Here is a 16,516-nt window from a genome sequence, read left to right on the forward strand (position 1 = left end):
AAAAAGGACAACTTAGAGGATATTACCTAGTAACATTCATTCATTAACCCACTTAATCCCTTATATTTCAAGGCTTTTTCCGTTATCTAAAGTGATTCATAACCATTTTATCTATATTTCCTTATGAATCATTTTTAAAAAAAGGACAACTTAGAGGATGTAATATGAATCACTTGGGACAACTTAGAGGATATAAAAAATCGCCAATCTCCCATATTTCCCTATAAATCAACATTATCTTTACTCTTTTTGATTTTCGTTATGAATCACATAGGACAACTTGGAGGAAGTTAAAAAAATTGAAAATTTTACTAAACCCATTCGTATCAGTACTTCTAATGGTATATCAATATAAAGGTTTTCCTTTATGAATCATTCGGTTTGTTAGAATACAACTAGTATTTGTTACCAATATGTCGAAATTATAGCAATCTTACCAAAGGGAGGGGATACAATGACTACGATTAAAACCATTAACGGGAAAAAGTTCTTTCAAGATGGACTAACAAAACTGAAAGTAGAGCATGATTGTTATCCTCTCCCAGCTTCAGCTGTGTGTACTTATGTTTTATTTCATTTAGAGTGTGACGATTTAGGACGAGTACACGCTAACTCATTTTCTCTAACTAAATTCACGAAAATGACAGGGATTCCTTCCTCTACATTATATGGGGGGATGGAGGCCCTGTTTCAACGTGGTTTCATACAAGAGGTGATCGTTAAGAATCAACCATACTATGAAATTATCGGTTATTCAACATGGAACACTCCAGAATTTAATATACACTCAGGAAGAGAAGAAGGGTTAAATTACTTCCGTATTCCTTATAAAATTACGGAAGGCTCCGCTTTAAAGAGATTGGTATCTTCAAGAGATGCTGCAGGAATCATTATGCTCCTTGATCTCTTTAATGCTTTTACTCGATTAGTCAATCTAAAGGGGAAGAAAGCAGAAGAAGGGTTAACTCGTAGAATGGGTTACCTAAAGCAAAAAATGAAAAAAACTGCCCTTAAAATTAGACAATGGGCTGAAATTATTGAAGGTTTATTTACTTTTGAACCAGTAGGAGTAGCAGAACGAAGACCACGAAAAGACCGCTTAACTGTTCGAAAGCAAAATAACCCCGTACAAGTATTTATCGAAAAGTTCAAAGTCACGATTAATCCGTCTCTAATTGCTGAATTAGAAGATACATACGATACACAACAAGTAGAAGCCGCCGTAAGAAAAGAAGTATCATTCAAGCTTGTGGAAGAAGGTATTAAACATACTCAAAAGGATATTAGAGACATTCTTGGGTCTGTAAAACAAGAAGTGATCGATGTAATGAAATACTATAATGAATCAATTCCTAGAAGGAATAAAGTTATATTTGATGTATTTAATTCTGCCTTCGGACAATTCATTGATTTCTATAAAGATAAGAAGGAGAATGACCCCGAAAATCAAGTGCGGTCTATTGGAGCATTTATACGTAGCAGCTTGATTTCTTCGTTTGGACACTATGTAAACAACCCTAATCCTTATGGTGAAGTAGTAGAGGAAGCAATCTTCCACTATGCAAATGCAAATCGTAAGTATCCAAATTTTATACAAAAAATGAAATAAATTAGCTCTGTTAAAAAAATGTAGATTAACAGGGCTATTTCTCGTGTAGTTAAACCCTTCCTTTCTTTACAAAATCCAGGTTCATTCAGACAAAAATCAAACCACCTGAAACTTAATCTGTTTCAGGTGGTTTTTTCTAAAAATCACTATTCGGTTATCCACATGTGGATAAGTGTATATTCTGTTTCACTATTTCTTACTAAGTTAGTAAATTGGTAATGTACCTGTTTAAAAGTGGTTATTTTGCTGATAAAGATGTTTACAAATGAATTATCCGATTCTTTATTGGCATAAAGTACCGTGAAAATCAGTAACATCAAGGCTCCAAGCACCCTAATTAGTTCTCTATATTTTTAAATATTGTTTTTTTATATCTTATTCTGTACTTATATTATAAATACCTTAAATTTATACTCTTATTTATTTAAGTTATACAAAGTAAGTTGAAAATTAAAAATGGAACTGGAATTTTCTAATAAAAAAATTTGTCTTATATTAAAATCAATATAAGGTAGGGGAGTCAAACTTTAATCTCAGTAAAGCCTTAAATCAGTAATAACTCTCTCAGCATTTTAACTTTTCCTTTTCTATTTGAAACGTTTGCAAAAGGATAGGAGATTCTTTATCCGTACGAACTCTAAAGAGGTCCTAGAAATTAAGTTTCAAATAACCAAAAAATGATCCTTACACCAAGTAAGGATCATTTCACTTTAACAGCAATAATTTTAAATCCTGCTTTCTTTCTTCGTTTCTCCAATTCTTTTAGAGCCTTTATTTCCTTTTCCCTCTGTTTCTTACTCATCTTACACCCTCCAATAGAATTCCCTCTTAGTTAGTCCCATTATGAACAGATATGGCTAGAAATATACAAAAATAGTTCTAAACCTTGTCCCTTCATCCATATATATCTAGTAAAGAGTGGAAAAGTGGAAAAATGACCGAAAGTTACCTACTAAAATAGTGAGAGGTGGGGGAGAGGATGGACTACATTAATCCACTGTTCAATAATATCGAGATAGCAAATGAGAAGAAACCTCCTACACCAAGTCAGTCAAAAAGAACACCTTCAAAAAGGGCGATAAGATCAGATAAGTGTCACTCAATAAAATTCCCTGTTTCTCCAGTGATTCAAATGAAACTTAAAAGCTACCGTGCGGAAGCAGCAAGAATATATAAGTCTCAAAGAAAAGAGCCTCTTAGTCAGACGAAATTTAATACGCAATTGTTACGATTTGGACTTCGTAATGAGCATATTCTATCCTGGCAGCACGATTACAAAGATACCAAAGTCTATATGCACACGAACCTTCTTGAAACGGAGTATATAGAAATTGGAGGTCCTCATGGTCTGGCTATTCGTAAAAATCTTTCAGAACGTAAGGTTGTTTATCAGGTCATGCTTTCAATAATGAAGTGGTTAGAAGGAGGGGGAACGATTGAAAAAATCCTACAGTAACTTAAATGTGTTACAGGAGAGGTTATCGGGTAATACGGAAGAAAGAGGATTTTTTAGCTATTTCTTTAATAATAGACCAACTATCGAAGTGAAGGTACCTTACTATGAATATTTAAGAGGAGAAGTCTTCTGTGATGATCTTCGGGATAATTTTGAATCAGAGGTTCCCTTCCACTTTGATGCTTCTCATTTGATTTATCTCTTATACGAAGATTTTCTAAGACAAATTAAAATGGGAGCTAAGAATGAGCAAATAGCCAAATTTATCTTGGTGGGTAAACAGAATTACTTTCGTAAGAGGGTTCAAGAGAAACGGATCATGAAACCTATTTCTAAATACGTATTTGAATTTGAAACGGTGGAAGAAGAAGAAATAGAGGAAACACCTTCTGAGGACGCAAAAATGGCCTATATTACGATTCGGATGAAAAAATCCGAGCTACTAAGAGCGGAAGTGTTATTACACGATTTACAACCCTTTATGAGTTCTGGGGAAAGTGTAACCGTCGAAGAAGTCATTGCTATTGTGTTTCTTAATTTCATTGAGATGATTAAGAAGGAAGGTAACACATTGAAATTGCAAAAATCTATATTGACTCACCTTAAGTAATTTCAGTTTCAGACCAATTTGTATAGATTACGATAACATAAATATAAGCACCCTTTTAAATAGAGGGTGCTTACTTTAGTCTAGTTGCAATTCATAGCTGTACATTAAGTATATGACAAACCGTTTAGATTATTGCATGTATGCTTCAATTAATTCGAATATCAATAATGTTTTTTAGTTCAATCTGTGTCCATTGGTCAAAGGAATCCACTACACGTATGTACTTGCTATACTCATTCATGTAATGGATCGTACCTTTTGTTATCTCATATCGAGCCTTTTTGTAGAATGTTACGGTTGCCTCCAAGTTGAACTCCATGCAGTTACATATGGTCTGGTCCAACTTTTCAAGATGTTGTTCATCCAATTCTGGCATCTTCACATCGTCTTGCTCTTTGTACATCTGCTTAATACTGGCTATTTGTTCAGGCATGAATGCTACAGGTCTATACTTCATCAATCCACGATCCCTAAGCATAAAATCAACCTTTCTAATAAGAACATTTGTTCTCATATCTTATGCCTGAATTTCAAGTATTACAACAGAAATAAAAAATTATTTAATACTCAATTTATTTTTTCTGCGGAATATCAATCCAAAACCTCCTGAAACTCCGAACGATAATCCTAAAGCCACCGAAAAGGCAGTTAGTAGGTTAAATGAGGATTTAAACATAGCATTTGTAATAATCCCAATTAGAAAGAATATAAGAAATTTTATCAAAAATTTAAAAGTAAATTGTCTTAATTGCAAAGAATACACCTATCCTTTATATATTTCTTAATATAACTTGGCTAGAAGAGTAATAACAATAAAAACCAATGCTAATTTGACTCCTTGAATGACCGATTTCTTGCTCACTTTTTTCTCTTTATCCTTTACGGCTGCTAGGTCAATCCCAGACAGAATGGTACCAATGTATGCTAACCCTGCAAAACCTAATAGTTCATATTTATCTTCACTTACAACTATGGACCAATCCTTTATATAGCTGTATATCAAAAAAGCTCCAAAGACAGCTAACATATAAATGGTTGAGATTTTAGATAGCTTTTTCTTATCCATTTCATTGTTTCTCCTTTGTTAGACGAATATCCGATTATGCTCAAGGAATTCAAGAATAATATCCACACCTTCTTGATTGGTCGGTAAATTCATGGATGAAGTAGAGTAGATCACGAGAGGTAATCCTTCAGAATTCCGAACAGGTTTAAACTTATAGAATCTTTGTCCCACTTTCCCTTTAGGACCTTTTAGCGTTTTGCAATCTTCAAGAACGAAAAGGTTAGAATAGTGACTTAATATATCTATCCACGGTAGTCCGATTCCTAATATATGTCGTACCGCTCTTGTGGAAGCTATTTCTTCAAGTACTCTGATAGCATGTATAGTACTTGGTAAGTTGTATAAGGTCTCCCGGTCTTTTTTTGATACCTTCCATGAGTCTGAATGAAAAGGGAAAAACTCAATAGTATGTAAAAATCCAATGTCTTCACCAAGTAATTGGCGAACTTCTATTAATTTTCTACCTCTCCAATGTTTGTTCTTTCCTCCAAATACACGGTCGTATTCCCGTTCTTTCTGATGAAACACTTCCTTTGTCCAGATGTTGGTACAGTGACGCTCAACGATATTCAAATTCCATTGCTTTCTAGACTCTATCTCAGAATCAGAGGGGAATTGTTTTAACACATCCGAAGCGTTCAATGAACCAGGATTGATTAAAGGCACTAATACATCATTTTTCATATCTTCCTCAAAGTAACCATAGAAGGGTTGAGGAAAGTAATTTAAATTGAATTTTTCACGGGTCCGTATAGAAATCTCTTTAAAATCGTTATCCTCCGCTTGAAAGCTGGATAAGTCTTTTTGTTGCAAATACTGCTTTTTCCAATATGCGCTTAATTCCTGAATAGCGATTCTTTCCATAGGCTAACACTTCCTTGAAACAAAGAGATAAATGTAATCATAGATTACCAGTTCTTACTAGAAACGGCTATGAGAAATATGGGTAATTATCCCAAAAAAGGCAATAAATTTTTTCGTTATTGTGAAAATACGCAATATCGGAATTTTATTATTGGTAGCCTAATCTTAACCGATTGTTATGGAAACCATAAAATCCTGTTAATTCAATAGGAACCAAGGAGAGAACGAGAATGAAAAAAACAAAAAAGTTAATTATGACTGGGGTTATCGCAGGAGCTACCCTATTGCCGACGGCTGTGGGTGCAGCAACTCCAACTTTAAAGGACGCATTTATTAATTTCAATAACTACAAAAATTCTTATTCTAAGACATTAGCCACTAATACTGAAAATAAGATAAAAGCAAATAAAACGGTATTAAAAGAGTTAGATACCAAAGAATCAAGTTTAAATACAAGTACTAACAGCAAGATTAAAGAAGCTAACAATGAGATTGATAAAAAGATTAAATATTGGCAAGAAAAAGGGAAAAATAATACTGACCCAGTTAAACAAACTCAAATTCAGTATGAAATTAAACTTTTAGAAGCAGGAAGAAAACGAAAAGATACCGAGTTAAATCTTACTGAAAGACTTGAAGTTGAAAAGATTAATACTCAACGGAAAGTAATTCTAGAAGAGATTGAATCGTTAGAATCTAATCACACTGAAAATATTGGATTAATTTCAAAGGTATATAGCTTCTTCTCACCATTTAAACCAACAAAATAATAAGAAAAGCTCCTTTCACTGTGAATTTGCAGTAAAAGGAGCTTTTTTTACTTAATGGTTGATTTTAATAATGCGGACGAATACCTAATTTATTATAAAACTGATCAACGAAAGCCTTAGCAGTTTGATAAGACCATTCTGCACACCCACTACCAAGACATTTATCGGGATAAAAAGGGTTACCAGTACCTAAATATAGTTTACTCTCATCAAATTTTCCTCTTAATTCCTTTTCCACATCGTATATAGAACCTGGATCTTCAGAGGTAACCCATTCCGGTTTGTAATGAACTAACCTATTCCTTAGTTGTATTAATAACAAAGTATCCTCGAATAGTTGGTGGTCTATCTTCTCCTTACCAAGCACATTTAGAAATTCCATATATTTTGCTGATATTAGAGACATCTTTTCTGGTGGTTTGAGATTTCCTCTTTTAATCTTTCTCGCTAATATTTTAATCTCATCAACTTCTTCAATAGTTAGCGCTTGCCGTAATGTTGCAGTATCTCCATCAATAGCTTCAGCTAATAATTCATTGATATTTGATTCTAGAAAAGAGACTGAGGCAAAAATACATCCAGTTACATAAGAGAAATTTTGGTATGATTTGCTTGGAAATGAATTACCATCGAAATTATCCTCTAGCTTTCTACTTAATTTAGAAAAAAGTTTAGCTGACTTTAAATGACTAATAGATAGTGGTGTCCAAAGCATAGTGCCTTTTACAGCTATTGGATAATGTAAGTGAAAGTTATTCGTTTATATGTTATTTATATTGGTAACATATATGATTGAAGTGAATTCCATGGATATAGACAAGAAGAGGGTTCTTAAATATGATGAACCCAATCTTATCAGGATCGAAGGAGAGGGAAGAAAACAAATTGAGATTAGTCGGGCTTATATAGAGTTAATTGAAAAAGGGTATTCTTTAGCTGTTGAGGAAGTAGCCAGTTATCTCCGTTGCTCCTACCAGTATGTAATTAAAAAAATAGTTCCAGAGGTTCCACACATTCGAATAACAGAGGTTAGTAAACTTATGCTGATGAGATATGCTACTAACCATATTATCGATGAAACTATGATTCCCTTGTTTAATAAACGAATCTTGTTTAACCGTTTTGAGTTTAAACAGTATATTTGCAACAAAGCAGAAAAGGTAATTACATATAAAAGATTTTATGAAAAGGATTTTGATCCCGCTGCAGTCCTTGAAATAAAAGAGAAGCTGCTTACACTTAATCACGCAAAGAAAGCACAACCGGTCTCATTCCGAAACCACATGCAACGGGTGATGGATAGTTTTATCTGGAAAGATTTCGAAAACGATTCTCGTGTTATTCCCATAGATAGTTTCCCTTTAGCCTTGAAAAGTCAGCGTGATCTTGTCAGTGAATGGGGATTAAAATATAAAGTGAACTTCTATAGAAGGATTGAAACACAAGGGATAAATAAGGTTAGAATTGGTAATTTAATCCGCTTTGACAAAGAGATGGTTGAAGAGGAGTATCTAGCTCATATGTACATATCCGTTTATTATCGGTTAAAGGTCAATTATGGAGGGGCATTGACTAAAATAATCCAGGAACGTGCCATAGAGCTACTAGAATAAGTTCCTAATATAATATGTTATTAATATAGGTAACATATAGTATGTTATATGTTTGGCTAACTATCGCTATAGTCTATTTTAGTTATAATGGATAGAGATAATACTTTGTACAGGTGGTGGAGAAGTGAATGCTGCCATACTTCATAATGGATTAGTAAACATTGAGGAAATAAGGATTAGATTAGAAGAACAGGGGATTTGAAAGGGTAGACGTTAAGGCTAAACTTGAGGCGGATTACCGTTCTTTTGCAAAGAAGAAAGCATTTCACTGTCTTTGTTGTGATTCACCAGTTGAAATGGTTTTACCATTTGATCGAAATTTTTATTTTCGTCATTGGGATAAATCCGAATGTTCTTATAGTGAAAACTATAAAAAATATGATAAGAAAATTAGTACTTATGAAGAACCAACAAAACATATACAGGGCAAAACTATCATCCGTACCATTTTAGAGGGGCAATCTAAACCCCTTGGATTAACGGTAGAACCCGGATATCTATATCGAACGATTTTATCTATAGTTCCCGATTTCATCATAAAGCATCCAAATGGCGAAGTATGGGCTATTGACTATTTAACTGGTATTAGAACCAATACAGCGTATTCAAAAAATGTAGAAAAGCGTAATGAAATTTACGAGCAGAATAATTTCAAAGCACATTTCTTCATAGATGATGAATGGTTAGCGTATAAATCTGGCCTTCCTTATACGACTTTTGTTCAAACGGAAATTGATTCAAGTGTAATTACCTCAGAAGATTTGGATTGGCAAGACTATATTAAGGCTCTTCCTCCAGAACTCATAAAAGTCTTAGTCGGTGACACGGTATTGCATTATTTTCCTAAAAGTATCACTTACATTAATCCAACAAAGAGAGAGGCTACCATCTTACGTTATCTATTATTAGATAGTAATAATGCCCGACTTTTAGCAGAACCTATTTATATTTCATTAGAAAATGCCCTCTCTATTGATCCTGAACACATGGAGTTTAACCTTTTCGGGGAGAATGAGAACCTTGAACGAATGAATACAACGGAAAAGCTTTTCAAAGAACTTGATGAAATTAAGTTCAAGGAGGAGCAAGAACGGATTTTAAAGAAACAGTTAGAGCAGCAGCAAAAGAAAAACTCCTCTGTAGCTTCAATAGATGATCATCCGATTGAGTATTCTTATGAAAGAGGGTCTATTTTTAATGAGACATATGAAGAGACTGAAAAAAGGGTAATTGCAAAATGGGGAAATCCAAATAGAAATCACCAAGATGTTTCACCAACACCTGAAGGTATTTGGAATTTAGCTGCTTATTTGAACTTGCTTCCTGTAAATGTCGAAGAATCGACAGAGGGCTCTAGTACCACCTAAAATATAGGTTTCACCAGTAATTGAGTGATTAACGGAAAGAGACTATATTAAGCGAACTAGGAAATATAAGTAATGGTGCCATTGGAATTACAGATTTAATTAAGTTATTAAAGGAAAGAGGTTTTACATTTACTCAACCTGAAAAGCATATTGAGTACCCCATTAGGGAGTTGGTTGGCCATGTATCAAAAATTTTAAAAGAACCACTCATATTGAAGTGAAACGTGTTAAGGAATGAAAGAAAAATTTTATTCCTTTTCTATTTCAGATATTTTCTAACCAAAGAGGATAATTAATGGGCATTTAGCCCACACACCGCTTCAAAAATTGTATGTTATAATGAAGGAAATACAATTGAATAGGCTTTCGAGGGAAGGTCGGCTCACCCCACAAGAGAAAGGGGGTGAGTAGATGGTGTCCATACAAGACGCATTAACCTTGGCAATTAACTTTGGTATGTTTACGTTAACATTTGTCGGAGTAGTCGTAGCAATTGTGACACTTGTGAAAAAAGACAAATAGACCTTCCTTTTCGAACCTGAGAAATTCAAAGGAAGGTCTATCTCAATGATACCTGAGCCGATTGCCCCGATAGGCAAATTCATTGTATTTACATCAGAGGTGTTACCAGCACCTTTGATGTTTTTTTATTATAACCATTATAACACAATCATACTAAAATTATAAATTACTTATCAATTGCTTTATGAACACCTTATAAACCCTTCTAATTCCCTTTGTTAACCCCAATGGTCCTGAGATAATTAAATTGGAAGAATAAACGGGCCATAGCCTGTTCCTAACTCTGTAGGTCAGATGGTTAACTCTAAGTACACGCCCATAAAACAAATAGCAAAGATTCTTTTATCAAAATTGAACCTCAATTAGCCGATATATTCCTAGCATTGTTTACATAAAGGGAAAAAAGTCAATAATGCTGTTATATATTGGTAGAGTGAGGGGATTAATATGGGGAAGCAAGTTTCAATAGATGAATTACCAGTTGAACTTCAAAAAGCCTTTAAAGAATACTGTAGTATATATCCTTATTTATTATTAAACGTAGTAAAGTGTACGCACAGTGAAATTCCCATACAAAAGGGAAAAGATCACCACTATCAGATTTATGCTAGCGGAAAAGAGGGTTCATTTGTTATTTTTCATTTACCTATAATAGATGTTCCAAACTATGAATCTAAATTAGAGACCACTTTTTTTACCTTAGATGATTTGAAAGTATTTTTCCTTGATTCGGAAGAGGGAAGGGAAACGTTAGACCATTTAACTTCAGCAATCCTTTGAGGTTAGTTAAGGAGAATTTCTAATAAAAAAGTAAAAGCGGATGTACTCACCATAATGAGATATCCGCTTTTTTCAATTCTACTCTTCAACTATCTTAATAAGGTCATTTAACACTTTTGGATATAGTTCTTGTCGTAACTCTTGTAACTGTCTAGATTTCTTTAAACCAATAATAGATAGAGCAATAAAGACAACCAACACCATAAGATAAAACACTAAGAAGGGGATATCAGTAATCGATAGATTAAGTATGTAAAAAGCGGTATATCCCAAAACAAAGATTGACCATATATCTGCGATCTTTTTGTACACTTTAAGAGTATGTTCCTTAGCCATATAAAGTTCAAATGGGTTACGTTCATTCTTACTTTTGCCTTTCCAATTGGCTTCAGCTGCTTTCATGCTCTGATCAAATTTTTGCAGTTCTGTTTCTTCCTGGGAAGGTTTAACTTTTTTTGCTTCAGAAAAGCGAATTTGCCTGGCCATACTTTCAATTTCTTCTTTGTTCTCTTCTCTAAACTCCTCTTGCCATTTCTTATCTTCTAATTTTTTGATTCTGCGATTAATGCCCAATAAACCGGTTAGGGTGTAGGTTGCTATAGACAAGCAGACGATAGAAACAAAGAGAGAATAAGTGTCATTGTTGTAACTCGGATTAACGATAGTATTTATGTATAATAGCAATGCTGCGATTCCAATTATAAAAAATATAAGAAATAGCCTTTTTGTACTGAAATATACCATTCTATTTCTCCATTCAATGTAATCTTTAATTTATAAAAATACTGTTTAAGCCCTTTTAAAACACGTTTAAATCCCCAATACGTCAAAAAGAAACAAATACCAAATAATGAACTATTATTAAAACTGCAATTAGATTACTATCATGGTGTAAACCCACATCCTCAAACTTTTTTAAACGATATATTCTGTACGATTTATTCTGATCCTCCACGAATTCAATTTATCTACTACGGCCAAGCCGTTTTTTTTTAAAATTTTGCCGTTTATTTATATTTCGGATCCTTCTAGCGCCTTCATATTCACCAAAGAGTTTATTTCGTATAGTCCGGTAATGTTGAATACTATTTAATTCAATTACAACTAGTGGGTAATTATTTTGACAAATGAAAATAGAAATTTAGACATTCTTGAAAAAAAAGTATTTTTTGCACAATATCTCGACATTTTTATTCTACTATACATGTGTGATTAATTGTTAAGGTGGATCTGATACTAACACTAAAGAATTAACGGTAACTAAAGTATTTAGTTACCGTTAATATTGGTCCGTATTTATTAAATATTTTACCTAGTATCTAGCCAAAAGAGTTAGAAGAAAGTATTGCTTTTGTGATTATGTTTGAGAAAAAAAAGGCACAGTTGAATGTGTGAAAAAATGAACCTGAAAGATAGAAAATTTGCAGAATTTATGCAGTTTAGGGTGATTACGACCAGGGTAAAAATGGTCTTATGTGCTTAAAAGCGTTTTAGGAAGTTAAGGGAACTGACTTTAGCAGAACGAACCAAAGATATATCTTTCTGAATTGGTAGAAAGTAAATCTCAATTGGGTCGATAATATAGAAACGTAATCTATCAAGTCAACTTAGAATTAACTGAATTAGGAGGTCGGTGTTTGTAAATGAAGCTAAACCAGCTTATGTCCCCTTTAATTGAAACTGAAATCAGACCTGATATTGAAATCAATAGTATTCAATTTCAATCAAGTTTGGTTCAAAAGGGAGATATTTATATAGCAATAAGGGGATTCACCAATGATGGACACAAGTATATTGGTGAGGCCATTTCAAAGGGAGCTTCGGCAATCGTTGGAGAAGAAGACCTTTTATCTTTGCCGGTACCATATTTTCGCGTGGCTGATTCCAGGGAAGCGTTAGGAAGGTTAGCAGCAAGCTTTTATAACTTTCCAGCGAAAAAGCACAGAATGATAGGAATAACTGGGACTAATGGCAAGACCACAACGGCCTATATGGTGAAATATATATTACAATATGCAGAAAAGTCTTGTTCTTTGATCAGTACAGTCTCCAATTACATAAATGGGCAGGAGTTAGTTTCCACCGCAACGACCCCCAGTTCATTGGAGTTAAACAAGTTATTAAGTTTAAGTAATGATGAAAGTGTAGTTATGGAGGTTTCCTCACATGGTCTTGATCAAAAACGGGTTGAGGGTATTGAATTTGAGTTTGGTCTTTTTACGAATCTGACTCAGGATCATTTGGATTATCATAAGGACCTTAACGAGTATTTTGAAACCAAATCTAAACTGTTTGATTGCTTGGGATCCAATGGAGCAGCAATCATAAATTCTCGTTGTCCCTGGGGTTTAAAGATGATTGAAAGACTCAGATGTAGAGAGATACCTGTTTACACGTTCGGACACCAGGCAACGGATGATCTTCAGTTACTGACTTTCAATGAACAGCTAGACTCCGATTTCATCATTCAAGAAAAAGGGAAAGATGAGATATGGAACATTAAATTATCCATGCCGGGAGCCTACAATAGAGAAAATGCAATGGCCGCCATCCTGTTGGCTCGACGAATGGGAGTCGGTATGAAATTAATTTGTGAAGCAATCGAAACATTCCCAGGGGTTCCTGGACGCTATGAAGTTTATCAACATCATTCGGGTATATCTTTTGTAGTTGATTATGCACATACACCGGATGGGATGGAGAACTTCTTGGAAACAGTTAAGAGACGGGAAAATAAAAAATTAATTCATATTTTCGGATTCAGAGGAAACAAAGACGTTTCGAAGAGAAAACAAATGATGGATATATCCTCATTCTACTGTGATGAGATCATTTTGACTTTTGACGATTTAAACGGTGTTTCAGCTAAAAAAATGAAGACAGAATTGAACGAATTAGCCGTTAAGTGGGGAAAGGGAAAGGCACGTATAATAACGGATAGGACGAGTGCTATTGAGTATGCGTGGGAACATGCTGATAAAAATTCTTGCATTATTATAACCGGGAAGGGGCCTGAATCCTATAAGGAGGATTTCTCTTTGCCTACTGATACTGATGCTGATACAATTAAATATTTATTTACAAAGAAAGTTAAATTTATTGAGCGATAGAATTTGACTGATGGCCTTAAGCCTAATGATAGACAGTATGTATTTAAAAAAGCTAATCATGCTGTCTTTGTTTATCTTGATAGGCTTAACAAGAATATTAATACACTTTTCGTTTTGGAAGGATGAAGAAGATAAGATGGGGTGGGGAATATACGAAAATCATTCTTACGTTCGCTAATATTTTCACAGTGTATGTTTTTACTTTCACTGCCATTTTTGATGCAATTATTCATGTATCTACATGAAGTCGTTATCCTGGTTATTTGGATCGGAATCACTTTACTTGTATACTTTATTGTATGCTTTGTTAGAAACGAGAAGATGGTTGTATCCTTGTATATTATTTTTCTACTATTAATTGTTTATTCAGCCAGTCTGGGGTTGCTTCTTTTTAATCGACCGACTGAACAATATTATGGAAATTTTAATTTAATACCGTTTAGTACCATTCAATTTTATTTTTCAGGCAAGGTAAACCCATTTATTTCATTTTATAATTTAGCAGCTAATGTATGTTTGACCATTCCCTTTGGTTTATTTTTAATGATTAGGAGAGAAAAGCATAATTTTTCCGTTTTGAATATTATATTTAGTCCTCTTATTTTTATCTCTATAATTGAAGTTCTTCAATATTTCTCCCACCGTGGAAACCTTGACATTGACGATTTGATTCTAAACTTTACAGGAGTATTAATTGGTTTTTTAATTTACCCTGTTTTTAAACGAGTGGTTCAAATAAAGTAGAAATATTGGTTTAAGAGGTTGAATTTATTAGTTTACTAGTGTAACTCGGCTTGGTTATTTTTATTGCGAAATAAGTTATAAGGAGATTTTATCTTGGGGGAAAGAGTAGGAAAAATAGCATTATCGATTTTAATCATTGTTGCTTCAGCGATCAGTTATTTTCTATTTGCCATAATTAAAAATGAGGGAGGAGTGAGGAACCTACTAGATAGAATTTCTCAGGATAATAAGGTGGAAACTGTAAAAGCATCTGGTATGAATAATTTAGTTGTGCAATTAAAGGAGAATGTGTTGTTGGATGCTCCAATTGTAAAACAATTTCCGGAGCTTCCGAGAGGATGTGAGGTTACTAGTCTCGCAATGCTTCTCCAGTATAAAGGTATCGATATTGGAAAAATGGAACTGGCGGAAAGAGTTATCAAGAATACTACTCCCTTGAAAAAAGAAAATGGAACGATATATTGGGGAAACCCCAATGATGGATACATAGGTGATATGTATTCATACAGCAATCCCGGTTATGGAGTGTATCATAAACCTATTAAAAAGCTAGCAGAAGAATTTCTTCCCGGACAAATTATTGACCTTACAGGGAGAAATTTCGAAGAATTGAAAACTTATTTGTCACTTGAAATTCCAGTTTGGGTAATTATCAATACTACTTATCAACCACTCTCTGAAAATGCCTTTGAAACTTGGAAGACACCTAGTGGAGAAGTGAAGATTACCTATAAAGAACATTCTGTATTAATAACAGGTTACGATAATAAATACATCTACTTCAATGATCCCATCACAGGTATTAAGAATCTAGCGAAGCCAAAGGATCCATTTATAGAAGCGTGGAAGCAGATGGGAAGTCAGGCCATCAGTCTTCTTCCTGATGCTAACACGATAGAAGGGAGTAAATAGGCTGTGAAAACTCAGAATAAAAGGGGGGGAAGCTTTTATGTACGAGATATTTAGTCAGATTAGTAACTTATTTAGCCAACCATTAATCAACATTTTCAGAGAAACGGAGGGTATTCCTCTCCTGTCTGCTTTAATTTTGGGCCTTGTAGGAGCGTTAGCACCCTGTCAATTTACAGGTAATTTGGGTGCTATTACGATATATGGGAATCAATCGGTTCAAAAAGGGCTCGCTTGGAGGGAGGTTCTCTTTTTTATCTTAGGGAAAATCGTTGTGTTCGCCTTATTGGGTCTAATCGTTTGGGTTGTGGGGAATGAGGCCAAATCAACGTTAACAATGCTTTTTCCCTGGGTAAGAAAATCTTTTGGACCATTACTAATCATTATCGGATTTTTTATGCTTGGAATAATAAAATTCAGAAGTTCTCTAACCTTAGGAAATATTCCAAATAAATTTATGAAAAAAGGTAAGATAGGGGCATTTTTGATGGGCGTGAGTTTTACCCTTGGCTTCTGCCCGACAATGTTTGTATTGTTTTTTATCACTCTAATGCCTATCGCACTAGCTGTACCCTACGGACCAGTTCTTCCAGCTATTTTTGCTGTAGGTACATCGGTCCCTTTAATCCTTTCCATCTTCTTAATATGGTATTTTGATTTAAGTGGTAAATTGTTGAAAAAGAACGGAAGAAAATTGGGGTTATTCGTTCAGAGGTTGGCGGGAGTAGTCATGCTTTTAATTGGGGTCCTGGACACATTAACTTATTGGGGGATTTAATTGGATAAAGAGCCATCTGAAGCTGAAGTTCCCCTATAAAGTTAGACTGTTTTTCTCTTTAAGCGGAATGTGGTTGGCATAAACGCGGTATTGTACCGAGTTTATGCCTTTTTTTACCTTAAACGCCCCATAGTAAATTTAGTAATCTCCCGTACTAACCAGAAAAACTTTTATTAACACCTATTTACATTCGGTAAAAGGATAAAATATACTATAGAGGGGTACCCTAAAACATAGGACGAAAGTGGAATTTAGTCTTTAAAATTAAAGCTTAAAAGTTAAAAAAGGAATTATTAAATAACTTAGGGTTAAGAAAGG

At 34.1% G+C, this 16,516-nt stretch carries 17 protein-coding genes; 12 read left to right on the forward strand and 5 right to left on the reverse strand.

What is annotated here, in order from left to right:
- Positions 1-454 precede the first annotated feature (454 nt).
- The 3 genes from ACVBAX_RS21550 (at position 455) to ACVBAX_RS21560 (ending at position 3,675) form a co-directional block, all read left to right on the forward strand.
- The gene (locus tag ACVBAX_RS21550; protein ID WP_340906826.1) at positions 455-1,609 is read left to right on the forward strand and encodes a hypothetical protein; all 1,155 of its coding nucleotides are present in this window, start codon (positions 455-457) and stop codon (positions 1,607-1,609) included.
- Between the two features lie 979 nt (positions 1,610-2,588).
- The gene (locus ACVBAX_RS21555) at positions 2,589-3,065 is read left to right on the forward strand and encodes a hypothetical protein (RefSeq protein WP_340906825.1); all 477 of its coding nucleotides are present in this window, start codon (positions 2,589-2,591) and stop codon (positions 3,063-3,065) included.
- Positions 3,046-3,675 carry a hypothetical protein gene (locus tag ACVBAX_RS21560; RefSeq protein WP_340906823.1) on the forward strand — a complete coding sequence of 210 codons (630 nt, stop codon included), beginning with the start codon at positions 3,046-3,048 and terminating at the stop codon, positions 3,673-3,675. The genes ACVBAX_RS21555 and ACVBAX_RS21560 overlap by 20 nt, the downstream gene beginning before the upstream one ends.
- A 145-nt stretch (positions 3,676-3,820) precedes the next feature.
- Here the strand turns inward: ACVBAX_RS21560 and ACVBAX_RS21565 are convergent, their stop codons facing one another.
- The 3 genes from ACVBAX_RS21565 to ACVBAX_RS21575 form a co-directional block, all read right to left on the reverse strand.
- On the reverse strand, positions 3,821-4,132 hold the full coding sequence (locus tag ACVBAX_RS21565) for a YolD-like family protein (protein ID WP_447118820.1): 312 nt from the start codon (positions 4,130-4,132) through the stop codon (positions 3,821-3,823).
- Positions 4,133-4,456: 324 nt separating this feature from the next.
- Positions 4,457-4,741 (reverse strand): hypothetical protein, encoded by a 285-nt coding sequence (locus tag ACVBAX_RS21570; RefSeq protein WP_447118790.1) that lies wholly within the window; start codon positions 4,739-4,741, stop codon positions 4,457-4,459.
- Between the two features lie 18 nt (positions 4,742-4,759).
- A complete protein-coding gene (locus tag ACVBAX_RS21575; protein WP_340906819.1) occupies positions 4,760-5,605 on the reverse strand; it encodes a hypothetical protein in 846 nt (281 codons plus the stop codon).
- Positions 5,606-5,835: 230 nt separating this feature from the next.
- Here ACVBAX_RS21575 and ACVBAX_RS21580 point away from each other — a divergent pair, with 230 nt between their 5' ends.
- Positions 5,836-6,375 carry a hypothetical protein gene (locus tag ACVBAX_RS21580; RefSeq protein WP_447118791.1) on the forward strand — a complete coding sequence of 180 codons (540 nt, stop codon included), beginning with the start codon at positions 5,836-5,838 and terminating at the stop codon, positions 6,373-6,375.
- 64 nt (positions 6,376-6,439) lie between these two features.
- Here ACVBAX_RS21580 and ACVBAX_RS21585 read toward each other — a convergent pair whose 3' ends face one another.
- A complete protein-coding gene (locus ACVBAX_RS21585; RefSeq protein ID WP_447118792.1) occupies positions 6,440-7,090 on the reverse strand; it encodes a hypothetical protein in 651 nt (216 codons plus the stop codon).
- Positions 7,091-7,181: 91 nt separating this feature from the next.
- On the opposite strand from ACVBAX_RS21585, the gene ACVBAX_RS21590 reads away from it, so the two are divergent.
- From ACVBAX_RS21590 to ACVBAX_RS21605, 4 genes are all read left to right on the forward strand, one after another.
- On the forward strand, positions 7,182-7,988 hold the full coding sequence (locus ACVBAX_RS21590) for a hypothetical protein (RefSeq protein ID WP_447118793.1): 807 nt from the start codon (positions 7,182-7,184) through the stop codon (positions 7,986-7,988).
- Between the two features lie 296 nt (positions 7,989-8,284).
- Complete coding sequence (locus ACVBAX_RS21595; RefSeq protein ID WP_447118794.1) at positions 8,285-9,355, forward strand: hypothetical protein; 1,071 nt, start codon at positions 8,285-8,287, stop codon at positions 9,353-9,355.
- A gap of 411 nt (positions 9,356-9,766) precedes the next feature.
- Entirely contained in the window at positions 9,767-9,877 is a 111-nt protein-coding gene (locus tag ACVBAX_RS21600; RefSeq protein WP_377058617.1) for a putative holin-like toxin, read from the forward strand.
- Positions 9,878-10,324: 447 nt separating this feature from the next.
- Positions 10,325-10,657 carry a hypothetical protein gene (locus tag ACVBAX_RS21605; protein ID WP_447118795.1) on the forward strand — a complete coding sequence of 111 codons (333 nt, stop codon included), beginning with the start codon at positions 10,325-10,327 and terminating at the stop codon, positions 10,655-10,657.
- Positions 10,658-10,735: 78 nt separating this feature from the next.
- Here ACVBAX_RS21605 and ACVBAX_RS21610 read toward each other — a convergent pair whose 3' ends face one another.
- Entirely contained in the window at positions 10,736-11,401 is a 666-nt protein-coding gene (locus ACVBAX_RS21610) for a hypothetical protein (RefSeq protein WP_447118796.1), read from the reverse strand.
- Positions 11,402-12,300: 899 nt separating this feature from the next.
- Between ACVBAX_RS21610 and ACVBAX_RS21615 the strand changes: the two genes are divergently transcribed.
- The 4 genes from ACVBAX_RS21615 (at position 12,301) to ACVBAX_RS21630 (ending at position 16,198) form a co-directional block, all read left to right on the forward strand.
- Positions 12,301-13,767, forward strand: a complete 1,467-nt coding sequence (locus ACVBAX_RS21615) for a UDP-N-acetylmuramoyl-L-alanyl-D-glutamate--2,6-diaminopimelate ligase (RefSeq protein WP_447118797.1) — start codon at positions 12,301-12,303, stop codon at positions 13,765-13,767.
- A 231-nt stretch (positions 13,768-13,998) separates the two neighbouring features.
- Positions 13,999-14,511, forward strand: a complete 513-nt coding sequence (locus ACVBAX_RS21620; RefSeq protein WP_160548473.1) for a VanZ family protein — start codon at positions 13,999-14,001, stop codon at positions 14,509-14,511.
- Between the two features lie 93 nt (positions 14,512-14,604).
- Positions 14,605-15,423, forward strand: a complete 819-nt coding sequence (locus ACVBAX_RS21625; RefSeq protein WP_377058867.1) for a C39 family peptidase — start codon at positions 14,605-14,607, stop codon at positions 15,421-15,423.
- Between the two features lie 37 nt (positions 15,424-15,460).
- On the forward strand, positions 15,461-16,198 hold the full coding sequence (locus tag ACVBAX_RS21630) for an urease accessory protein UreH domain-containing protein (protein WP_447118798.1): 738 nt from the start codon (positions 15,461-15,463) through the stop codon (positions 16,196-16,198).
- Positions 16,199-16,516: the final 318 nt, after the last annotated feature.

Source organism: Robertmurraya sp. GLU-23, assembly GCF_052983275.1.

Coding starts and splice junctions, on each gene's coding strand:
- ACVBAX_RS21550 (WP_340906826.1), top strand. CDS start 455: ATGACTACGATTAAAACCATTAACGGGAAAAAGTTCTTTCAAGATGGA.
- ACVBAX_RS21555 (WP_340906825.1), top strand. CDS start 2,589: ATGGACTACATTAATCCACTGTTCAATAATATCGAGATAGCAAATGAG.
- ACVBAX_RS21565 (WP_447118820.1), bottom strand. CDS start 4,132: ATGAAGTATAGACCTGTAGCATTCATGCCTGAACAAATAGCCAGTATT.
- ACVBAX_RS21570 (WP_447118790.1), bottom strand. CDS start 4,741: ATGGATAAGAAAAAGCTATCTAAAATCTCAACCATTTATATGTTAGCT.
- ACVBAX_RS21575 (WP_340906819.1), bottom strand. CDS start 5,605: ATGGAAAGAATCGCTATTCAGGAATTAAGCGCATATTGGAAAAAGCAG.
- ACVBAX_RS21580 (WP_447118791.1), top strand. CDS start 5,836: ATGAAAAAAACAAAAAAGTTAATTATGACTGGGGTTATCGCAGGAGCT.
- ACVBAX_RS21585 (WP_447118792.1), bottom strand. CDS start 7,090: ATGCTTTGGACACCACTATCTATTAGTCATTTAAAGTCAGCTAAACTT.
- ACVBAX_RS21590 (WP_447118793.1), top strand. CDS start 7,182: ATGGATATAGACAAGAAGAGGGTTCTTAAATATGATGAACCCAATCTT.
- ACVBAX_RS21595 (WP_447118794.1), top strand. CDS start 8,285: ATGGTTTTACCATTTGATCGAAATTTTTATTTTCGTCATTGGGATAAA.
- ACVBAX_RS21600 (WP_377058617.1), top strand. CDS start 9,767: ATGGTGTCCATACAAGACGCATTAACCTTGGCAATTAACTTTGGTATG.
- ACVBAX_RS21605 (WP_447118795.1), top strand. CDS start 10,325: ATGGGGAAGCAAGTTTCAATAGATGAATTACCAGTTGAACTTCAAAAA.
- ACVBAX_RS21610 (WP_447118796.1), bottom strand. CDS start 11,401: ATGGTATATTTCAGTACAAAAAGGCTATTTCTTATATTTTTTATAATT.
- ACVBAX_RS21615 (WP_447118797.1), top strand. CDS start 12,301: ATGAAGCTAAACCAGCTTATGTCCCCTTTAATTGAAACTGAAATCAGA.
- ACVBAX_RS21620 (WP_160548473.1), top strand. CDS start 13,999: ATGTATCTACATGAAGTCGTTATCCTGGTTATTTGGATCGGAATCACT.
- ACVBAX_RS21630 (WP_447118798.1), top strand. CDS start 15,461: ATGTACGAGATATTTAGTCAGATTAGTAACTTATTTAGCCAACCATTA.